Here is a 20576-nt window from a genome sequence, read left to right on the forward strand (position 1 = left end):
CTCCTCCCCCGCTTCCCCCACCTCCGTCGTGCGCCGTGCCCGGCTGGTGATCGGTGCGGCCGCCGCCGCGCTCGTCGTCGCGGGCGGGATCGGACTCTACGCGGCGCTGTCGCCCGGAGGCCCACCCACCGATCTCGCGCTGCTGTACCAGGACGACTTCAACCGCAGCGGCACCGACTGGGGCAACGACTACACCGGTGAGGAGTACCACCGGCAGGGCTACGCGCCCGGCGGCTTCTACGCCATGGACGCCTACGGCGACGACAAGAACGATCTGTGGGAGGACGCCCCGATCCCGTTCACCACGGAGCCGCAGAGCCCCACACCGGACGCGACACCGACGCCGACCGTTCCGGACGACTACCTGCTGGGCGTGGACGCCACCGTCAGGGAGGTGAAGGGTGCCGGAGAGTACGGCCTGTTCTGCCGGCAGAAGCCCGAGGGAAGCAAGGTCACGCGCTATGAGTTCCTCCTCGACACCGCCGGGCGGGCCAGGATCCGGAAGGTCGTGGACGATGCGGGCGGCGACCTGACCTCTCCGGTCCAGACCGATCCGTCCGAGCAGGGCGAGCCGACCAGCGTGCAGGCCCGGTGCAAGGCGACGGAGGAGGGCGTGGAGCTGACCATGTGGGTCAACGGCTCCGAGGCCGGGTCCGTGGTGGACGGCAGGGCGTTGCCGGGCGGGCAGGTCGGCATCATCGGGCGGGTCGGCGAGAAGAGCGCGGCGACACTCAAGATGGGCTTCGACAACTTCACCATGCGGGGTGCGCCGGGAACGTCACGCTGAGCCTCCGCCGGCCTTCCTCCCCCGCGCCTCCCCCGCCTCTTCCGCCTTCCCGGCGGGCTGGGGGCTTACGGGGGCTTCGGGACGTCAGGGGGCCTGAGGCGGCTCAAGCGGGGAACGCGGCGGCGGCGTCATTGTGCAGTGCCATGATCAGCAACGTTGTGATCAAGGTGGCGATCAGCAACCAACTGACGATGATGATGACCGTGGAGCGCTGCGGCATGCTCCGCCGCCGCTCGCGATCATCGCGTCGTCTTCCCCGCCGACGACGCTCGACACGCTCATTGAACGATTCGAGACGGGCGGCGAGCCGCGGGTCCTCATCGGTGAGGTGCTGTTCGATCAACGCCAGCATCCGCTCTTCGTCCTGCGACCAGGCCATATGGCGCACCTCCCCGGAACGCAAGGTGTGTGCCGACGTTCTGCCCAACGATGAAGATCGTTAGCCGTTTCCTGGGCGGGTATTTAAGATCTGTTTAGCGGGCCGCTCGCAGCCGAACGTTGTCGTTGGCTGTATAAGGTCGCCGAGGTCAGAACCGAAGTGTTCCGTTGCCTCTCTATGGTCACCGTTGGTTGTGTGAAGTCCTGTTGGTGCACTCATGTTCCCCACACACCTCTTGCGCACAGGCGCGGAGAAGGCCCCCTTCGCAGCTCCGCCGCGCTGTGCCGATCTCGATCCCGGGTCCGCGAGACCTTGGAACACAAGAGGCGCATTCGGGTCGAGGGGCCCGGCTCCAGCCTGAGCGACGGATCGTCCTGAGACTCACTGGCCGTCGCGCGACTGGTGGCCGCGCCCCATCCGACCGCGCTCCCAACGCCCGCGCTAGTGACGACGGTGCCGCTGCTCCCAGCGCTCGCGTTCGCGCTCGGCGCGACGGCGTGCCCGCGCCCGCTCCCGCTCCCGCCGCTCTCCGATTTCACCGCCGTGCAGGTAGTGCTCGCGTTCGAGCCGTGCACGATGGCGAGCGCGCTCGCGCTTCGTTTCGACGAGACCGCGCTCACGCTCGCGCCTCCCCTCGCTGCAGGTGATCCGGACCGCCTGTCCGTTCTCCGTGCAGTACATGCAGCCCTTCCGCCACCAGCAGTCTCCATCCGTGGCGGTCGAGGTGGGGCATGCGGCCCGAGTCGCGACGGCGGCGTTCGCCGACGGGGCGGAGAGGAGAGCGGGAGTGACGAGGGCGGAGGCCAGCAGCGCGCCGGTGGCCAGTGCGTATCTGAGCATGGGAATCACTCCGTGCGTGACGGTTCCCCGCGCCTGCTCGGTGGCGGGACCGGATCTCGTGGTGTCGGGTCCGCGGAGCGACGCGGCGGGGCCGCGAGCTGAGGTGCGGACGGACGGAGCGTCGAATCGGTCTCCCGGGATGACGCCGAAACGGCGTGTCGACCTACCCCAACGGTAGGGACGCCCACCGCCGGTGGTCACCCGTAAGCGGCAAAGGGCCCGGTCGGGGCGGATTACCGTTTGTTCGGATCGACTTCTCCGTGGACCGACACTTCGCGGAACTCCGGGTGCCCGACGCCCGCGTTCGCGCCACCAGCCCGCCATGCCCCGACGGCTCGTCGTCCCACGACCCTGCGGAGCCGAGTTGCGGACCGTCTCGAATTCTTGTTCTAATTAACCTATGCGCTGGGACAATCTGCGGCTGGACGACTCGGGCCAGGGCGATCCGGTCACCCCGTTGTTCGCCCGCGGCGCGGTGACCAGGACGTTCGACACCCCCGAGTTCAGGGGCATCACGTTCTACGAGATCCACGCCCGGTCGATCATCAACCGGGTGCCAGGGGCGAGCCACGTTCCGTTCGAGTGGACGGTCAACCCCTATCGGGGGTGCAGCCACGCCTGCGTCTACTGCTTCGCGCGGCGCTCGCACGAATATCTCGATCTGGATTCCGGGCGGGATTTCGACTCGAAGATCGTGGTGAAGGTCAACGCGCCCGATCTCGTCCGCAAGGAGCTGGCCGCCCCGAAATGGCGGGGCGCGGCGATCGCGATGGGGACGAACGTCGACTGCTACCAGCGGGCCGAGGGGCGATATGAGCTGATGCCCGGCATCATCGCGGCGCTCAGGGATGCCGCGAACCCCTTCTCGATCCTCACCAAGGGTTCGCTGATCCTGCGCGACCTCGACCTGCTGGCCGAGGCCGCCGAGGTCACCGACGTGAGCACCGCCGTGTCGGTCGGCTTCATCGACAAGGACGTCTGGCGCGCGGTGGAGCCGGGGACGCCCGCCCCGCGCAAGCGGCTGGACGTCTGCGCCACGCTCAACCAGCGCGGCGTCCGCTGTGGCGTGCTGATGGCTCCGATCCTCCCCTACCTCACCGACTCCCCGCAGGCGCTGGACGCGACCGTGCGGGAGATCGCGGAAGCGGGCGCCACGCACATCGCGCCGATCGTGCTGCACCTGCGGCCCGGCGCCCGCGAGTGGTTCCTCGCCTGGCTGTCCCGCGAGCACCCGCGCCTCGTCCCCCGCTACCTGGAGCTGTACGGCAGGGGCGCCTACGCTCCGAAGGCGTACCAGGAGCGGATCGGCCGCGAGGTGGGCGAGCTGGCCCGGCGCCATGGCGTCGGACGGTCGGCGAGCCGCGCGGTGCGCGCCGTCCGGGAACGCCCGCGACCCGCCGCCCCGGAGCAGCTCACCCTCATGTGAGGTCACCGCCCGCCGCATGCCACCATCAGCGTGGATCTCATCCATGATCTCAACCGTCGCCGGAGTACTGGTTCGCCGACTGATCTGAAGAGCGGCCGGTCTAGAGTGCGGCACAGGGAGGCGCGGGCATGGACGATCTGGTGCGGGCGCACACGCGGCTCACGGCCGTGCCGTACGTCCCGGAGATCCGGCTGCACCTGGCGCCTGCGGAGGCACAGGACGAGGTGTTCGGGCTCTGGGAACGGACCGGCGGGTTGCCGTACTGGGCCTACGCGTGGGCGGGTGGGCAGGCGCTGGCCCGGCACGTGCTCGACCGCCCCGAGCTGGTCAGAGGCCGGACCGTGCTCGATCTGGCCTCGGGATCCGGCCTGGTCGCCATCGCCGCCGCCATGGCGGGCGCCGCCCACGTGATCGCCAATGACATCGATCCGCACGCCGTGGCCGCCATCGCACTCAACGCCCGGGCCAACGGCACCGCCGTCACGGTCCGCCCGGGCGACATCCTCTCCACGACACCCGGGGAGGACGTCGTGCTGGTGGGCGACGCCTTCTACGACGCGGCGCTCACCGGGCGCGTCATGCCGTTCCTTCTCCGTACACGATCAGCGGACGCGGCGGCGGGGCGGACCGTCCTGGCGGGCGATCCCGAGCGCGCCTGCTCCTACCTGCCGCGCGACCGGTTCACGCCGGCGAGCGTCCACCTGGTTCCCGCAGTGTTGGAGGACGTTCCGTACAAGCGCACGACGGTGTGGAGCCTCCGTGACCATATTGTGATGTAGTTCACATCAACCTTTCAGGCATGCCGCTTCGTCCTAGGAAATAGGGATAAAAACCGAAATCGGACGGGGAAGCATTTTGTCGTTTACGGGGATTCTGCGGCGTTCGGCGGTCAAAATACGAGAGGCGCGTGATAGTAGCCGCGCACGGCACGCCGAGCCACGAAACGTACACGAGGTACGCATTCTCCTGTTGCACGCGAACGGGATGGGCGGAACGATCCGGACGGTGTTCAACCTCGCCGGATATCTCGCCCGGGAACACGACGTCGAAATCGTGAGCGTGGTCCGGGAGCGTGAGGAGCCGTTCTTCCCGGTCCCGCCAGGCGTCCGCATCCGCTACCTGGACGACCGCCTTCCCCGCAGGAAGGGGCTGCTGTCCCGCTTCCCCAGCAGGTTGATCCCGAAGGAGGAGGCGGCCCACCACTGGTTCACGCTGCGTACCGATCTCAAGCTCATCCGGTACATCCGCGGGCGGCGGCGCGGCGTCCTCATCGGAACCAGACCCGGCCTGAACCTGATCATGTCCCTGGTCGCGCCTCCGGAGATCATCACGATCGCTCAGGAGCACGGCAACCTGGGCGGTCACGGCCCTGAGCTGCGCAAGCAGATCAGCCGCCGCTACGGCAGGCTCGACGCCGTGGTCACCCTGACGCGGTCCGACCTCCAGGCGTACGAGCGGGCACTCAAGACCCGGCCGCGCCTGCTCGCGCAGATGCCCAACGCGGTGACCAGGTTGAAGGGCGGCCTCTCCCCTCTGACCGCGAAGACCGTCGTCGCCGTCGGCCGTCTCACCTACGGAAAGGGCTACGACCTGCTGATCCGGGCGTGGGCGCATGTGGCGGCCCGGCATCCCGACTGGACGCTGCGCATCTTCGGCGACGGCCCCCGCCGCGAGAAGCTGCAGGCGGCGATCGACAAGCGGGAGCTGACCGGAAAGGTGCTGCTCATGGGGTCGGTCGACGACGTCGGCAGCGAACTCGCCCAGGCCTCGATGTACGTGCTCAGCTCGCGCCGTGAGGGCATGCCCATGGTCATCCTGGAAGCGATGAGCAAGGGCCTGCCCGTCGTGAGCTACGACTGCCCGACCGGCCCCGCCGAGCTGATCACCCACGATCACGACGGACTGCTGGTCAAGCCGGAGAAGATCCACGCGATGGCCGACGCGATCTGCCTGCTCATCGAGGACGAGGAGCGACGCGGAAAGCTCGGCGCCAACGCCGCGGACAAGGCCGCGGGTTACGACATCGACGTCGTGGGAGCACGCTGGGAGGAACTCCTCCACGGCCTGACCCGGGACCCGGGCGGACAGTCCTGACGCGCCTCCACCACTGCCACCCGCCGCCACCTCCGGACGTGTCCTCCCTCAGGTCCGGCGGGGTCAGGTCCCGTCGAGCAGTCGCCGCGCGAGGGCGCGCACCTCGTCCCGCAACTCCTCCGGCCTGATCACGGTGAAGCGCCAACCGAGGCCCGCGAGCAGCTGGGCCATGCCGTCCAGCCGCTCGGCGCGGCCCGTCATGCGCACTCCCCCGTCGACCTCGGTGAGCGCCGCGACCGTCGGCGGGATGCGGCGCCGCGCCTCCTCGAGACTCGTCGCCAGCACGACCTCCACCTCGTACCTGTACGGCACGCCCGCGAGGGACTCCAGCACGTGCGCGACGGGATCGAACCCGCCGGGCGCGGCGAAGTCGTCGTCGGTGACCTCCGCGCCGGACACCCGGTCCACGCGGAAGGTCCGCACCTCCCCGCTGCGGTGGTCGTGCCCGGTGACGTACCACCGGCCGGAATGGAAGACCAGCCCGTAGGGGTCGAGCGTCCGCTCGCTCTCGCTCCCCTGGTACGAGCGGTAGGAGAGCCGCACCCGGCGGCGGCGCCTGGCCGCGTCGGCGAGCGTGAGCAGCGTGGCCGCGGCGGGGCGCGGGGCGTCCGCCGCCCGTGACGTCACGTCCACCGTCTCCTCGACCGCGCGTACGCGCTCGCGCAGCGCCTCGGGCAGTACCCTCTGGATCTTGGCTAACGCACTCTCGGTGGCCGCCTCCCCCACCGACAGGCCGGTACGGCGGCCCGCGAGCAGGCCGAGCACGACGGCGGCCGCCTCGTCGTCGGCGAACATCAGCGGCGGCAGCTTGTACCCGGGCCGCAGCCGGTAGCCGCCGTAGCGCCCCCGCTCCGCCTCGACCGGTACGCCCAGGTCACCGAGCCGTACGGCATAGCGGCGCACGGTGCGCTCGTCCACCTCCAGCCGGGCCGCGAGCTCGGGCCCGGTGATCCCCGGACGCGCCTGCAGCAGTTCGAGGAACGCCAGAACACGGTTCGTCGACATATCAGGACCGATTCTGACCTGATTCGGTTCTACTGTCGACCCATGACGACATACGTACTGGTTCCCGGTCTCTGGCTCGGCGCGTGGGCGTGGCAGGGCGTCGCGACCGCACTGCGCGCGAGCGGCCACACCGCCTGTCCCGTGACGCTCACCGGCCTGGCCGACCGATCCCATCTGGCCTCGCCGGAGCTCACGCTCGACTCCCACATCGACGACATCGCCAACCTGATCGCGTACGAGGATCTGCGCGACGTCGTGCTCGTCGGGCACAGCGGCGGCAGCGCGGCGGTGACCGGCGCGGCCGACCGGGTCGCGGACCGGATCGGCCGGGTGGTCTATCTGGAGGGCGGACCGGTGCCGGACGGCGTCGCCCCGATCGACGCGATGGGGCGCGAGTTCGTCGAGGCCCGCCTCAAGGACGAATGGCGCTATCCCTTCCTGTCGTGGGACGACATGGAGGCGTCCGGATCCAGCCTCGACGGCCTCGGACCGGCGGAGCGCGAACTGATGGCCTCGCGCGCGACCGACCATCCGCTGGGCACGATCAGCGGGCCGCTCCGCCTCACCGGCGCGTTCGACGCGCTGCCCAAGACCCTGATCAGCTGCTCATTCCCGCTCGACCAGGTCAGGGGCCTGATCGCCCAGGGGCACCCCCTCTTCGCGCCGTTGGCGGGACCGGAGTGGGAGCTGCGCGAGCTGCCCACCGGCCACTGGCCGATGCTCTCCCGCCCCGCCGACACGGCGGCGCTGCTCGCCGAGATCACGCCCGGGACCTGATCGGCGGGCCCGCCGCGCGGCGCCCGCGCGGGCGCCGCGCACAGCACAGCATGCACAGCACAGCATGCACAGCACAGCACGGCAGGACATTTGTCCCACGGAACCCGGGATGCTTTTATCTATGGGCGAAAGCCGCGCCTCCGTAGCGTTCTGACCATGGAAAACGCAGTATCCCTGGCGAACGTCACCAAGACGTTCGGCGCGACCCGGGCCGTGGACGGGCTGACGCTCACCATCCCCCAGGGCCGGACCGTGGCCCTCCTCGGCCCCAACGGCGCGGGCAAGACGAATACGGGATTGTGACACATTTGTGCCCTTGTTTATAAGCCCTGGCACGGCGCTACGTAGGGGTTTCCGAATCGTTGCGGTGGTGCTGCACGTGCGGGGCAAGATCACGCAAAGGGGGCATTACGCTGATCGGCTAATGGGAGGGGCTGCGCCCCCGTCCGTGATCTTCCCCTCCTGCCCCCTTTGTGTGATCTTGGAGGGGTCCCCGTGCGGGCGGCTCCGAAACAATTCGGCAACCCCTCCTTCCCTCGGCCGGGTTGTTCCTTCCTCGGCACGTCTTTGAGTGCCGCGCGCATCTGGCGGCAACTACAAGACGAGCGGTCGCACAGAGATACCCTTGCTTGCCCAGGGTTCCGGCGGAGTCTCTGTTCTTGAGAGACGCTCCAGCCAACGGATCTGGTCCGTGAAGTGGGTGTGTGCCGACGTGTTGCCGCTGAATGTGATAATCGGCCCTTGCGTCCCTCTCTTGCCGTGTCCGTAGAGCATGACTCGGCATGCGTCGTCTACTTCTTCGATTGCATACGAACATGGGAAGTTGTAGAGGAAGATCTTCAAGTTCGGGCGGGTGAGAGCGACCTCGTACAGCGGTCGGAGGACCTCGCGGACGTATCGGTCGGGGTCTTCCATCGCCGCCTCGGCCGGTTCGACTCGGTATCGGTCCCTGCGGGACTCACAGTAGGGATCCATGACAAAGATCTGAACTGGTGTCGTCTCGGCCTTCTTCTCGAACACCGATAGCACCTCGTCGCGCCCATAGAAGTTCCTGGTCAGACCGAACATGTTGATCCGTTCGCGGGCTGCTTCGAGTCGTTGTATAAGGTCCGCTTCGGACTCGCTGCATGTGTAGGGGAACGCGTCGATGATCCCTGTACGTTGCAGGTGATCAACGTCAGCGGGACTGTGGTCAACCCCGAAACCCAATCGGTCCGGTCGCGTACGGTACAGGCGGCACAGGTACTCGATACGTTCGTCACTGGGGCGTCGCTCGCCGTGTTCCCACCTGCACAGGGTTGCCTGGTCGATTCCCGGTGGAGCCAGTCCGTCAGACGTATAGAGCATGTCGAGGCGGGCGCTGACCTCGGATCGAGTCCACCCGTGTGCGAAGCGCCAAGCTTCGAGTGGCAAGACCTCGGGGAGGGCTTGCCTGATCCGATCAACAGTCTCTTCCGTGGCGAGCCCACGACGAAGCGATTCCAGCAGGATCGCCTTAGCTGCTCGGTCGATCTCTCGACGTCGGGCACCGGTGATCTTCTCTCTCATTTCCGCTCCACGGCATCCGTATTGACGCTTAACGGCAATCGCGCTTCCGTACTTGTTCATTGTCCACCTTTGACGCTCGGCGGCAATCTCAACATAGAACGAACGCCTTGCTCGGACCGTGGAGAAGCAAGGGGTTTGGGTGCTCGATCCGACTACGCCGCACGGCGGAAATGGCGGGACCCGCAGGCGTTGTGAGCGCGCCGTACGGGTCCCTTGATCGCACATCTGGAGGTGCGCGACCCATGGGAAACGATAGAGGCACGGGCAGAGCCGGGGCGAGTCCGGGCAGCAGAGCACGGGCGGGGACGCTGGGGAAGGTCTCTTCTCTCGTCCCTGTACGTCCGAGCACTGATCCTCTTCCGGCGGTCAACCCGACCGTGCCGAACGTCGCCCGGATGTATGACTTCTACCTGGGCGGCAAAGACAACTACGCGGTTGACCGCGAGCGCGCGGAACAGATGATCGCGGCGGTTCCGCTGGTGCGGGAGACCGCGCAGGCGAATCGGGCGTTCCTGGGGCGGGCGGTGCGGTTCCTGGCCGGTGAGGCGGGCATCTCGCAGTTCCTCGACATCGGGGCGGGGCTGCCGACGCGGGACAACGTCCATCAGGTCGCGGAGCGGGTCAACCCGGCGTCGCGTGTGATGTACGTGGACAACGATTCGATGGTGCTGGTCCATGCGCGGGCGCTGCTGGCCACCAACGCGCGGACGGGGGTCATTCAGGGGGACGTCCGCAACCCGGCTCACATCGTGGATCATCCCGAGGTTCGCGGGCTGCTGGACCTGTCGCGGCCGGTGGCTGTGCTGCTGGTCTCGCTCATGCACTTCATCCGCGATGAGGACGACCCTTACCGTCTGGTCGCCGCTTTGATGGCGGCGGTGCCGTCGGGCTCGTGCCTGGTGCTGTCGCATGTGGAGCGTCTACCGGAGTACGAGGACGCGGTCGCCGCCTCCTACGCGCGGGCCAGTGCTCCGGTCGTGGCGCGGCCGGTGGAGGAGATCGGCCGGTTCTTCGATGGGCTGGACCTGGTCTATCCGGGGCTGGTGAACGTCCGGCAGTGGCAGCCGGGTGACGAGGTCAGTCCCGCTGAGCCGGACGTCCCGTTCTTCGGCGCGATCGGCATCAAGCGGTGAGCCCGGCGCGGGTGGCGCGGGTGACGCGCTGGTCTCCAGCGGCGGGGGCCGCTGAGCGGCTGAAAACCGAGCTGGAGCGCTACGAGATCACATCCGATGCCCATCCGGGCAACGGCGTCGCGATGGTGTCGGTCTGGACGGACCTGATGGTCTGGACGGACGGGAAGTTCTCCTACATGTGGTGGGGCGGCGCGTATGCGCCGAACTCGACGACGCGCCGCCGGTTCACTCACAGTCCGGTCGATGATCCGGCGCTGGCGGCGCGGCGGGTGGCGTCGCGGTACGCGGTGGTGCGGGCGGAGGATCCGCATGGGCGGATGGTCGCTGAGATCGTCGGGGCGGTGACTGCGGTGGTGGCTGTCGGCGGGGCGGACGCTTCCGGATACGAGGCGGACAGGTACGAGGTAGACGGGTCGCGGTCGGACGGTCGGAGCTTCTCCGCCGCGCCGCTGGCTGAGGTCGGCTGCTGGAACTGTGAGCCCGATCCGGCCGTCAGAGCCACGGACGCGCACCGGCGGCGGGTGTTCGCGGAGCCGTTGTGTGCGGCGTGCCGGATCGTCTCCGACGTGCGCCGCCAGCTTGACGGGCTGGAACCGCTCCAGCCTGAGACGGCGGAGAAATACCCGCACCTGGTGATGCGGGCGCATGAGCTGCTGGCGCCGGAGCTGGCGCGCTCACCGTTCCCGCTGCATGCCACCTACCGGCCTGCGGTCCTGTAGGCGGGCCATAGACCGGCGCGGCGGTACGGGATGACCCAGCGAACCGGCCCGTACCGTCGCGTCATCCACCGAACGGCCGCTGACCGGACGGCGTGAGGAACCGCCGCCGACTAGTGAGCCGCTAGACCGGGCGCGGCGGTGGTGATCCCGTTCTCTGGGAGGTGAGAGCCGGGGTCCATTCTGCTCCGTCGCGCCCTTCATTCCTCGCGCTGCTGTGCCCCTCCTCACCCAACTGGGGGTGTGGTCGCGCGTCCGTGCCGCCGTCCGGCTTCCCCCGTACGGATGGCGGCTATCAGGCCCCCGTCCCCTCAAGCGCCACTGAGGGGGCGGGGGTCTTCGCGTGCCGGGTGAGCGGAGCGGCCGGCGCCGATGCGAAGCATCCCGGAGGGGCCGCGTAGCGGTTGGGGCCGGTGGCGGAGCGGTGGAGACGCACCAACATGTCCATGTGCGAGTAGCTCCTACGCTGAAAGGGACGCCCCAATCGTGCAGACATTCTCACATTTTCGATACGCAGGAAGCCAGTCGTCTCCGTGCCAGTGATGCAATCAATCAATTCAACGCGAAGTAATCATGACATCACGGAAAGTATTCACCCCTGGGGGCTTGCCCCGTCTTGCAGGCGCTTTACTTCTCGTTTACTCTCTCATTACTTCCTGATGTCAGTTGATCCAGAGGGTCACTGCACAGGAGCCAACAAAAGAACGAAAGGTGAAGGAGATGGAGTCCGAGTTATCGGACAGGTGGATCCTCGCATTCGATGCAGGATGTTGCCGGTGTGGGGCGATCGCTGAAAAGGTCCAGCAGTCGGCTGGCTCGCGGCTGGAGACCTTGTCGCTGCTCGATTCAGACGTCAAATCCTGGCGCTCGCAATCGCTCGGCGACAATCCGCCGTGGGCGCCTACGCTCATTCACGTAGGGCCGCACCGCATTAAAGCGTGGGTAGGAATCCCCATGGTGTTGCGGATGGAGCGGTTGATAGGAGTCCGAGCCACGCTCCGCCTCCTCAGCGACCTCGGCGAGATGCGGAAATCGTCCAAGCCTCAACCTGATTCGTCAGATGCCGCTGCTGTCGGGCGAGGCAAGTTCCTGCGACTCGCTGGGCTCGGGGTAGTAGCGGCCATAATCGGCCCACGGATGAGCGCCGCCCACGCGGAGACCGGACGGCTTAGTCCTGCACAGGAGTGGGTCAAGGCAAATAGGGCCGCCCTCCCGCAGACCTATCCGGAATTCGCTGCCCACGACCTGGCACACCGCCGGGCGATATACGTGGAGCTGCCTGGCGAGGTACGACGCCAGCTCTGGCTAGACCACTTCCAGGTCTTCCGGGAAACTCATCCAGATCTCACACGCGAACAGCATCGAGTCATCGATCAAGCGGTGCAGGTCCATGGAGCTGCAGTCGTCCTCCCTCAGCGGACCACGCAAATAGAAGCTGACCTTGACGCTCTTAAGGCGGCAGCTATCGCAGCATTCGGCGCACAGGAGGCAGCGCGGCTTATCGCCACTCTGGGTCCCACTGAGGACCCGAGTCTCTCGCTTTTGGCTGGCTGCGGATGCAGCGTCGAGAGCGACTTTTGCGTGTTCAGCACCTGTCGCGGCTGCTGGGGCTGCAGGACCGGGTCCTGCTCAACCGGTAACTGCACTTGTGCTGATAGCGGATGCGGAAGTGCGTGGGTCTACAACTGCGATGGCACGTGCCACTAGCGCAACAATCGGGCAGGGTAGAGCACGGCCACGTGATCCAGAGTTCCAGTACTTCGCCCGCCGTACCTGGCGACGCTTGCCCTTGATCCTTCATGCCCGCCCACGCTCTTAGCCGGAAGCGGCCACCGCGATCTTCAGTCCCAATGAACTAATGATCACAGCCGGTGGCCGCATCCGGGAGGTAACGCCAGTTTGGCTGCTCGGCTCGCTCAACTAAGAGCGTCACGAACAAGGGGTTTGAGTGCTTGGCTTGCCACTACCACGGCAAGTGCTCCGAGAGAGGTAAGTATCACTGTCCGTACCAGAATGAGGAGTCCGGCACTCAGAGGTTGGACGTAGAAATCTGCCGCAACCGGGATCATTACTCCCAGCGCCGCGAGTACAGCTACTGCGCACGCGGGCAATGCGATGATCAGCGACTGTCGGATGAGCAGGCCCCCCAGGGCCGTGTCAGGGGAATCGCTGGCGTCTGAGGTTGTGAATGAATACCGCTGGCTCACGAGCGCTTCCGTTTGATTAACGATAAGGACGCCTGACCCGATGAGCAGCGCTAGGAGAACTGCGATATCCACGAGTAGGTATGTGAGCGACCGAGAAGGTGTGAGGTTCGCCCGGAAAACTACTGCAGCCTGTTGGGCGGCAACGGCTGCGCCCATGAACACAGCGAAGCCCATCATGGGCATGCCTGTGGTTCGTCCCCGGGGGTTTGCCTCGACATTCCTAGCGGCTAGGCGTAGTTGAGGTGTGGTGGCTCGGTGCGCGTAGTGCCGTGCGATCACGCAAATGAGCCAACTTGCGGCCAAGACGAGACCGCGTACGAGAATCAGTGCGCCGATCGAGATGGACAGGCCGGTACCGTACGGTGCGCCGGGGAAGTGGCCTTTCATACTGAACCCGGCCACGATCATTCCCGCGCCTAGCACGATGAGAAGAAGGTCGAGCGGCGTAGGCTCTCGGTGGCGACGCTCTCTCGCGGTGCCGAGTAGGTAGGAAGCTCCGCGCCGACTTGCTATGAGGCTTGCCAGGAGACCTCCCACGGCTAGGGCCGCAACGGTGGCCAACGTGATGAGCGAGGTCCTGGGCGCCGAGACACGCGCCGAAGGCAGCGTAAGGAAGCCTGTAGCTAGCTGGAGCGCTCCGCCCGAGACGATGCCGAGAAGAACATATTTCCCGCATTCGTAGACGTTTATCGAGCTGACCTGGCTCAGGGGGGCGCCGGTGGGCCGGGATGTAGCTACCCTCCGGGCTTTGATCGCGGCAGCTAGACGAATCAGATGATAGACGAACGCTGAGGCGGGGACGGCCAGCATTGCTAAGGCTAGAGCCATGACGGGACGGCTCTCCCCCATAAAACTTTCGAGGGATGCTTGCGGCCTATTGACCTGCAAAGACAGCAAAGTCACGGCTGCGGACAGGAAGAAGGCGCCGAGGGCGGTGGCACCCATAATCAGGCGATTGAAGGACTTAGATTTTCCTGGTGGAAGACCTGGGGTGCTTCTTGTGGACATGTCCCACAGCGTAGGCATCTATTCGTTGTGCGAGTAGTTCCTCTCTGAAATCTATTACTACGTACTTACATCTTCTTTACTATCCCTTTCCGTGTCTTGCCCAAAAAGGGGAGACCAGGTCACAGCTTGGGTTCGGTTATGTTAGCGCTGATTTTGCTGCATATGGGGTGAAACGGAACTTTCTGTTGGACCTGCTACGGCAGGGTTAGAACGTCAGCTTTGCCTCCGACCTGCAGGATCATGTGATCGAGGCAGCACGGGGCGGGCACTGTCCGCGTGCTCTGCACCTCCCATCGGCTAGACCCGTGCTGCGGTGATAGGGCGGGAGCGGAGCGGCCGGCGCCAATGCGAAGCACCCCGGAGGGGCCGCGTAGCGGTTGGGGCCGGTGGCGGAGCGGCAGGAAGCGAGAGCATGCGGAAGCCGCGCCGGGGTTCATTCCTGCTCGGTGCGGTCTTCTTTGCCGTTGATCCAGTAGCGGCGGGTGGTGCCGTCCTCGGGCGTGTGGAAGGTGACCCATGCTTCTGCTACGCCTTCGCGGCGTGATGTCACGATGGCCCAGTCATAGAGGGTCTGCTGGTCGCTGTCTTCGGGCTTCTTCTTCGTCCATGTGCTGTCGTCGATGCGGCGGAATCCGAGCGTGTAGCCGATGTGGGGGTCACGGTCTCGCGGGCTGTCGGTGAACCCTCGGACGAACAGATAGAGGATGTACAGGACCCAGGCTGCAAAGACGGCGTAGAAGAACTCTTTCGGGTACCAGCCGATGGGGAATGCCGCGAAGACAGTTCCGAGATCCACAATTCAGTCAACGCGTGCCAAGGTGTGCGGGTGCCCGGCGGGCGCAAGATGACGACAAGCGCCGCAACGGGACGGCGGGTATGATCTTGAAACTTCCCGCGGCTTGATGTGCCCGCGGCTGCCGGTTTGGTGATCTTGAGGCTGGGCGGCTGTGCGTTGCCGTCTGGTCGCGGCGGCGCGGACCGGGACCGGCCCCCAGGCCGCATGCCCGGTCCCGCTGGCCGCAACGCGGCCGGGCGGCGCGGCCCGCGTAGCGGGCCGCCTTGATTCCTATGAGATTAATTCGGCAATTACTCTGACATGCTTTCCGGACGGCATTTACAAGTGTTTCGGACAATCTTTGTTGAACGTGTGTCAGACGGAACTTTATGGGGCGCTTATCCGTTGGCCGGGTATCAGTCGATCAGACCGACAGGAGGGGTCGCAGTTGGCGATACAGGGTGGTATCCCTGTAAGTCACGAGGTCGCGTTCCCGCACGGCTGTTACGTCGTGGGGGAAGTCTCACAGGTGCTCGACTTCGAGGCGAGCACGAAAGATCGTCCTGTGCCTGCGCGGGACAAGGTGACGGGTGAACTGATGTGGGCGGTGCCCGTCATGGATGGGGACCCGTCGCTGAAGGCGGCTGCGAAGTCGCTGAACGTCAAGATCGTCGGCCCGGTTGAGCCGGTGGTTCCGGCGGCTCCTCCGGAGATGGCCGGGCTGCCGTTCGTTCCGGTGGAGTTCGAGGGGCTGGCGGTGACGCCGTACGTGAACCCTCAAAACCGGCTCGCCTACAGTTTCAAGGCGCGTGGGATGCGCGCGGTGTCCGCGCCTGGGGCTAAGGCCGCTCGGCACGGCAGGGGTGCGGCGGGGGACGCCGGATAAATCGGCCGGGTAGGCCGTTCGCGCGGGTGCGCGTCAATTCTGGATATCGGGATTTCCCGATTTCATGCTAGTGCGCGGCCGGGGACCGTTGGTAGTTTCAGCGGTTCCCGGCGGCTGCGCCTTTCTCGCCTCATTCCTCGGTCATCAGAGAGGGTGACTTTTCTCCGTGCTTCGGAAATTGCCCGGTACGGAAGTTCAGAACGTCGTTTCGACGACTCCCGACACCGCGATCGTCTTCGCACCGACCGTGGTCAAGACTCCCGCGATCGTGGTCCTGGTCGTCTGGCTGTGGCGGCTGCTGGCCGGTCTGGTCAAGACGGTGGTACGTCATCCGGTGGCCTGCGGCCTGGTGGGGTCGGTGTCCGGGCTGTGGTGGGCCTGGGGTGGCCGGGCGGTGCTGGTAGCCGCTGGGGTGGTGGGCCTGGCCGGTTCGGTGTGGGCGGGGTGGTGGCCCGCCTCGTTCGTGCGGGTGGTCGGGGCGCGCCTGCTCGCCTGGTGGCGGTGGATGTGGGTGTATCGGCGCAAGTGGCGCTCGGTCGTCACGGTCGCGGGGCTGGGCCGTCAGATCGGCGGGCGGGTGTATCTGCCTGACCTGCGGCGGGTGGTGTGTGACCGGTGGGCGGACCGGGTCACGGTGCGCATGTTGAAGGGGCAGACGGATCAGGAGTGGGCCGATCGGCTGGCGAACCTCGCGCATGGGTTCGGGGCGGCCTCGTGCGGGGTGTCGGTTCCGCGTCCGGGCTGGGTGGTGCTGACGCTGCCGCGTCGTGACCCCCTCGCGCGTGTGGTGCGGGCGCGTGCGATGCCGATGTTGGCGTCGGTGGGGCCGGTGGAGATCGGCGTGCGGGAGGACGGGTCGCCGTATCGGCTGAAGGTGCATGGGACGCATGTCCTGATCGCGGGGGCGACGGGGGCGGGTAAGGGCTCGTTCCTGTGGTCGGCGATTCGCGGGCTGCTGCCTGCGCAGCGGGCGGGCCTGGTGGAGCTGTGGGCGCTTGATCCGAAACGGATGGAGCTGTCCTTTGGCGGGGAGCTGTTCGATGAGTACGCGGCGACGCCGGAGGACTGCGCGGCGCTGCTTGAGGGGGCCGTGTCGGTGATGCACGAACGCGCGGACCGGTACGCGGGGGTTCGGCGTGATCACGTCCCGACCGTGCATGACCCGTTCCTGCTGGTGCTCGTGGATGAGGTGGCGTTCCTGACCGCCTACCAGCCAGACAGGAATCTCAAGCAGCGCATCGGGGCGGCGCTGGCGACGCTGACAACGCAGGGGCGGGCGGTCGGGGTCGGGGTGATGGCGGCGTTGCAGGACCCGCGCAAGGAGGTCATGAACATCCGGAACCTGTTCCCGGATCGGGTGGCGCTGCGGCTGGATGAACCGGATCAGGTGGACATGGTGCTCGGGGACGGGGCGCGGGATCGGGGCGCGCTGGCTGATCAGATCGTCCGTGATCCAGATGACCCTTCGGTGGGGGCGGGGGTGGCGTTCGTGCGGCTGGAGAACGCGCCGGAGCCGGTTCGGGTCCGGGCCGCGTACGTGTCGGACGCGGACATCAAAGACATGGTCGTGTACGCGATGGGGGCGCTGTGATCGTCGTGAAGGCCCTGGAGGGGCTGGCCTGCGCGGGCTGCGAGGCCGAAGGGGAGCTGTGGCAGGACGTGATGACGGGGGTCATCGACTGTCACGCGTGCGGGGGCCGGACGGTCCTGGGCGGTGGGGGCGACGACCGCGACGGGGACTCCGGCCCGGCCGAGTACGAGAGCGGCGACAGGGACGGCGAGATCTGGGGAGCCGGGCGACTGGTGATGGATGAGCACAAGGGCGAACACCTGGCGCTGCGGTGCGCGTACTGCGGGGCGTGGGACCTGTGGACCGATGAAGCGGTGATCGAGTGCCGTACCTGCGGTACCTCGGTGGCGCTGGACTGGGGGGCGGGTGGTGCGGGGTGGTGATGCCTGAGCATCTGTCGGGGCTGGCCTGCGCGGTCTGCGGCGCGCGTGATCATCTGTGGGCGGATCACGTGCGTGGGGTCGTGGAGTGCCGGGAGTGCGGACAGTCGGCGCTGCTCCTGGATTCGGAGTACAGCCCACACGGGTCGCACGGTTCTCGTGATCGCGGGGACGGCGGGGACGGCGGGGCGGGCAACAAGCGGCGCGCGTACGGCGGGGTTCTGGTCGGGCGGCGGAAGGGGAACGTGTGACGGAACCACTGTCGCGGGCGGAGCGGGCGCGGTTGCCTTTGGCGCGGGATGTGGCCGTGCTGCTGGCGGAGCAGAACGGGGTGTGTACCCGGTCGATCGCGATGCGGGTTCTGGACACGGAGACCGGCACGAGTCGGGTGGTGGAGATACCGTGCGGCGCGACGTTGGAGAGCACGTGCGGGCCGTGTGCGAAGCGGAACCGTCAGCTTCGGATGGTGCAGTGCCGGGAGGGCTGGCACCTGGAGGCCGAACCGGTCGCCGAACCGGATGAGGCATCGGAGCATCAAAAGTGGCTGATCGAGTGGCGGGCCTACGCGCAAGAGCAGCGGGAGCGGGCCGAACGCGAAGGCGTGGCGGAGGGCGGGGATACCGCGTTCTGGGATGCCACGATCGCCGACCTTGACGCGGAGATCACCGGATCGGGTCTGCGGGGCAACGTCCTGGACGGGTCGCGGGAGGGTGAGCGGCGGGCGCGTTCGACGCGGCGGCGGCAGGACGCTCCGGACCTTCCCCGGCGGGTGATGGCGGACACGACGCTGGGGCGGACCTTCACGACGCCGGATGGGAAGACGTTCCGGCCGTCGATGTTCGTCACGCTCACGCTGCCGTCCTACGGGCGGGTGCGGGACGGTGTGCCGGTCGATCCGGCCAGCTATGACTACCGGCGGGCCGCTCGGGACGCGCTGCATTTCTCCAAGCTGGTGGATCGGTTCGTGCAGAACCTTCGCCGGGTGGCGGGGTTCGATGTCCAGTACTTCGCGACGGTGGAGCCGCAAAAGCGGCTCGCGCCTCATCTGCATATGGCGGTGCGGGGGACGTTGCCGCGTGCGGAGGTGCGGGCGGTGGTGGCGGCGACGTATCACCAGGTGTGGTGGCCTGCGGCCGATCAGGTGAGGTTCGAGGGTGACCGTCTGCCGGTGTGGGTGGCGCGTCCGGAGCGGCCGGACGGGTCGGCGTATGCGGACGGTCAGGACGGGGATTACGTCGATCCCGCCTCGGGTGAGGTGCTGCCGACGTGGGCGGACGCCCTTGACGAACTGGACGAAGCCGAAGACGCGGAGCCGCTTCACGTGCTGCGCTTCGGCGCCCAGGTGGACGTCAAAGGCGTCCTTGCCGGGTCCAAGGATGCTGACCAGTGCATCCGGTACCTGGCGAAGTATCTGACCAAGAGTCTCGGCGGCCAGATCGCGCCGGACGATGTGGCGCGGCGGGTGCACGCGTCCCGGCTTGTGGAGGCGCTGCGGTGGGAGCCGTGTTCGGCTGAGTGCCCGAACTGGCTGCGGTATGGGGTGCAGCCGAAAGACGCGATGTCGGGCATGGTGCCGGGCCGGTGCCGCAGGAAGGCGCACAGGGCCGAACATCTCGGCTACTCGGGGCGTCGGGTGCTGGTGTCGCGTAAGTGGTCGAACAAGACCCTGGGTGAGCACAGGCGGGATCGGCGGGCGTGGGTGCTGGAGATGCTCGGGATCGCCGATGAGGAGATGGCGGGCGAGCCGGGCCGGTTCGTCTGGTCACAGGTCCCGGACGGTGATCCGGGTGTGGGGTCTCGGGCGGAGCGGACGTTGCGGCAGGTCGCCGAACATCAGGCGCGGCGGCGGTATCTGCGGGAGCTACAGGCCAGAGCGGGCGATGAGTCACCCCCTGAGGGGGGCTGACGGTCGTGGTCGTGGTCGGGGGCCGACTGTCTTTTCGGCAGTGGGAGCGGAGCGGCCGGCGCCGATGCGAAGCACCCCGGGAGGGGCCGCGTAGCGGGTGGGGCCGGTGGCGGAGCGGTGGAAAGCGAGAGCACTGGGGAAGGCGCGCGGGGTGCCTTTTGTCGGGAATCGCTGGCGTGGGGTGGTTCGTGGGGATCAGATGGTGAGGTGATCACCGCCAGGCAGGGAGCGGGCGGCGCGGGAAGCAAGGGCGGGACCGGTACGGAGCTGGCTAGGGAGGGGTTCACATGGCGGGGTTCGGGTTCTTCGCGATGGTCGTGAGTATCGGGGTAGGCATCCCGCTGTCGATCTGGCTGCAGGATCGGCGGGATCGGCGGTGGGCCGACGTGGAGGCCGATCACTGGTCACCGCCTCGTCCGAGGATGGGGCGGCGGAGACCGGAGCCGGAGTTTCCAGTGCGGGACGCTCCGCCTGTGACGAAGCACCAGTACCTGATCGGTAGCGATTCGCAGGACGCGCGGGCGGTCCACATGTCGTGGGAGGAGGTGCGGGAGCTGGCTGTGAAGAAGTCCGGGGGGATCTGGCGGGGTCAGGACGTGTATGTGTCCCGTAAGGACGGGCGAGGCGGGGTCAAGCGGTGGATGTGGCGTAACGGGATGCTGATCCGCCACTCGTCGGAGTGATCGCGCGTCGGGCTGGGATGGGGCCGCTCGGCGGGGCGGGCGGTGTGCAGAGCAGTCGGGGATCGGTGGCGGTGCGGGAGGGGTCACGCGGTGGAATTCGGTTGGGTTGTGGTGCTGGTCGTGCTGTTAGCCGTCCCGGTGATGGTCTGGCTGCAGGTGGGGTCGGCGGACGAGTGGGCGGACGTGGAGCGGACGGCGTCGGGTGCGCCGGTTGCTCGCCGTCACCGCTACGTGATCACTGAGAGCGGGAGGCGGGCGAACAGGCAAGAGGTCGTCCTGACGTGGTGGGAGGTGCGTGAGTTGGCGGCGGAGAAGTCGGTGGGGTTCCCGGTGCAGCGGGATGTGTGGGTGGCCCGCGAGGCGGAGGGCGGCGGGGTCAAGCGGTGGATGTGGCGTAGGGGGAGGCTGATCCGTCATTGGACGGATCATGCGCCGCTGTGATCAGCCGTCTACGTG

21 protein-coding genes and 1 pseudogene are annotated in these 20576 nt (G+C 67.3%); 16 read left to right on the forward strand and 6 right to left on the reverse strand.

Annotation, left to right across the window (positions count from 1 at the left end; translation table 11 throughout):
• Window positions 1-787, forward strand: a pseudogene (locus tag IMZ11_RS38905) (serine/threonine protein kinase); the annotation flags it as partial.
• A 103-nt stretch (window positions 788-890) separates the two neighbouring features.
• Here the strand turns inward: IMZ11_RS38905 and IMZ11_RS38910 are convergent.
• Window positions 891-1166, reverse strand: a complete 276-nt coding sequence (locus tag IMZ11_RS38910; RefSeq protein WP_228647952.1) for a DUF3040 domain-containing protein — start codon at window positions 1164-1166, stop codon at window positions 891-893.
• Window positions 1167-1607: 441 nt separating this feature from the next.
• A complete protein-coding gene (locus IMZ11_RS38915; protein WP_228647954.1) occupies window positions 1608-2006 on the reverse strand; it encodes a hypothetical protein in 399 nt (132 codons plus the stop codon).
• Window positions 2007-2406: 400 nt separating this feature from the next.
• Here IMZ11_RS38915 and IMZ11_RS38920 point away from each other — a divergent pair, with 400 nt between their 5' ends.
• From IMZ11_RS38920 to IMZ11_RS38930, 3 genes are all read left to right on the forward strand, one after another.
• Window positions 2407-3432 (forward strand): Rv2578c family radical SAM protein, encoded by a 1026-nt coding sequence (locus tag IMZ11_RS38920; protein ID WP_228647956.1) that lies wholly within the window; start codon window positions 2407-2409, stop codon window positions 3430-3432.
• A 128-nt stretch (window positions 3433-3560) separates the two neighbouring features.
• Entirely contained in the window at window positions 3561-4211 is a 651-nt protein-coding gene (locus IMZ11_RS38925) for a methyltransferase (RefSeq protein ID WP_228647958.1), read from the forward strand.
• Window positions 4212-4416: 205 nt separating this feature from the next.
• Entirely contained in the window at window positions 4417-5526 is a 1110-nt protein-coding gene (locus tag IMZ11_RS38930; protein WP_228647960.1) for a glycosyltransferase family 4 protein, read from the forward strand.
• 63 nt (window positions 5527-5589) lie between these two features.
• Here IMZ11_RS38930 and IMZ11_RS38935 read toward each other — a convergent pair whose 3' ends face one another.
• Entirely contained in the window at window positions 5590-6531 is a 942-nt protein-coding gene (locus tag IMZ11_RS38935) for a YafY family protein (RefSeq protein ID WP_228647962.1), read from the reverse strand.
• 42 nt (window positions 6532-6573) lie between these two features.
• Between IMZ11_RS38935 and IMZ11_RS38940 the strand changes: the two genes are divergently transcribed.
• Window positions 6574-7308: an alpha/beta fold hydrolase gene (locus IMZ11_RS38940; protein ID WP_228647964.1), complete on the forward strand. Its 735-nt coding sequence runs from the start codon at window positions 6574-6576 to the stop codon at window positions 7306-7308.
• A 156-nt stretch (window positions 7309-7464) separates the two neighbouring features.
• A complete protein-coding gene (locus tag IMZ11_RS38945; RefSeq protein WP_228647966.1) occupies window positions 7465-7611 on the forward strand; it encodes an ATP-binding cassette domain-containing protein in 147 nt (48 codons plus the stop codon).
• A gap of 291 nt (window positions 7612-7902) precedes the next feature.
• Here IMZ11_RS38945 and IMZ11_RS38950 read toward each other — a convergent pair whose 3' ends face one another.
• A complete protein-coding gene (locus IMZ11_RS38950) occupies window positions 7903-8856 on the reverse strand; it encodes a helix-turn-helix domain-containing protein (RefSeq protein WP_228647968.1) in 954 nt (317 codons plus the stop codon).
• 377 nt (window positions 8857-9233) lie between these two features.
• Here IMZ11_RS38950 and IMZ11_RS38955 point away from each other — a divergent pair, with 377 nt between their 5' ends.
• The 3 genes from IMZ11_RS38955 (at window position 9234) to IMZ11_RS46850 (ending at window position 12412) form a co-directional block, all read left to right on the forward strand.
• A complete protein-coding gene (locus IMZ11_RS38955; protein WP_228647988.1) occupies window positions 9234-9989 on the forward strand; it encodes an SAM-dependent methyltransferase in 756 nt (251 codons plus the stop codon).
• Between the two features lie 20 nt (window positions 9990-10009).
• Window positions 10010-10708 carry a hypothetical protein gene (locus tag IMZ11_RS38960; RefSeq protein ID WP_228647971.1) on the forward strand — a complete coding sequence of 233 codons (699 nt, stop codon included), beginning with the start codon at window positions 10010-10012 and terminating at the stop codon, window positions 10706-10708.
• A gap of 1134 nt (window positions 10709-11842) precedes the next feature.
• Window positions 11843-12412 carry a bacteriocin fulvocin C-related protein gene (locus tag IMZ11_RS46850; protein WP_374463203.1) on the forward strand — a complete coding sequence of 190 codons (570 nt, stop codon included), beginning with the start codon at window positions 11843-11845 and terminating at the stop codon, window positions 12410-12412.
• A gap of 209 nt (window positions 12413-12621) precedes the next feature.
• Here the strand turns inward: IMZ11_RS46850 and IMZ11_RS38965 are convergent, their stop codons facing one another.
• On the reverse strand, window positions 12622-13920 hold the full coding sequence (locus IMZ11_RS38965) for a hypothetical protein (protein ID WP_228647973.1): 1299 nt from the start codon (window positions 13918-13920) through the stop codon (window positions 12622-12624).
• Window positions 13921-14353: 433 nt separating this feature from the next.
• Window positions 14354-14716, reverse strand: coding sequence for a hypothetical protein (locus IMZ11_RS38970; protein WP_228647975.1), 363 nt, complete (start codon window positions 14714-14716; stop codon window positions 14354-14356).
• 508 nt (window positions 14717-15224) lie between these two features.
• On the opposite strand from IMZ11_RS38970, the gene IMZ11_RS38975 reads away from it, so the two are divergent.
• The 7 genes from IMZ11_RS38975 (at window position 15225) to IMZ11_RS39005 (ending at window position 20561) form a co-directional block, all read left to right on the forward strand.
• Complete coding sequence (locus IMZ11_RS38975; RefSeq protein ID WP_308066899.1) at window positions 15225-15581, forward strand: plasmid replication, integration and excision activator; 357 nt, start codon at window positions 15225-15227, stop codon at window positions 15579-15581.
• Window positions 15582-15747: 166 nt separating this feature from the next.
• Window positions 15748-17172, forward strand: a complete 1425-nt coding sequence (locus IMZ11_RS38980) for an FtsK/SpoIIIE domain-containing protein (protein WP_228647978.1) — start codon at window positions 15748-15750, stop codon at window positions 17170-17172.
• Window positions 17169-17534, forward strand: coding sequence for a hypothetical protein (locus tag IMZ11_RS38985; RefSeq protein WP_228647980.1), 366 nt, complete (start codon window positions 17169-17171; stop codon window positions 17532-17534). The genes IMZ11_RS38980 and IMZ11_RS38985 overlap by 4 nt, the downstream gene beginning before the upstream one ends.
• The gene (locus IMZ11_RS38990; protein ID WP_228647982.1) at window positions 17534-17782 is read left to right on the forward strand and encodes a hypothetical protein; all 249 of its coding nucleotides are present in this window, start codon (window positions 17534-17536) and stop codon (window positions 17780-17782) included. The genes IMZ11_RS38985 and IMZ11_RS38990 overlap by 1 nt, the downstream gene beginning before the upstream one ends.
• A complete protein-coding gene (locus IMZ11_RS38995; protein WP_308066900.1) occupies window positions 17779-19437 on the forward strand; it encodes a replication initiator in 1659 nt (552 codons plus the stop codon). Before IMZ11_RS38990 ends, IMZ11_RS38995 begins: the two co-directional genes overlap by 4 nt.
• Window positions 19438-19910: 473 nt before the next feature.
• Window positions 19911-20120: a hypothetical protein gene (locus IMZ11_RS39000; RefSeq protein WP_228647984.1), complete on the forward strand. Its 210-nt coding sequence runs from the start codon at window positions 19911-19913 to the stop codon at window positions 20118-20120.
• 90 nt (window positions 20121-20210) lie between these two features.
• The gene (locus tag IMZ11_RS39005) at window positions 20211-20561 is read left to right on the forward strand and encodes a hypothetical protein (protein WP_228647986.1); all 351 of its coding nucleotides are present in this window, start codon (window positions 20211-20213) and stop codon (window positions 20559-20561) included.
• Window positions 20562-20576 lie beyond the last annotated feature (15 nt).

The organism is Microtetraspora sp. AC03309 (genome assembly GCF_020826795.1).
Classification (GTDB): domain Bacteria; phylum Actinomycetota; class Actinomycetes; order Streptosporangiales; family Streptosporangiaceae; genus Microtetraspora; species Microtetraspora glauca.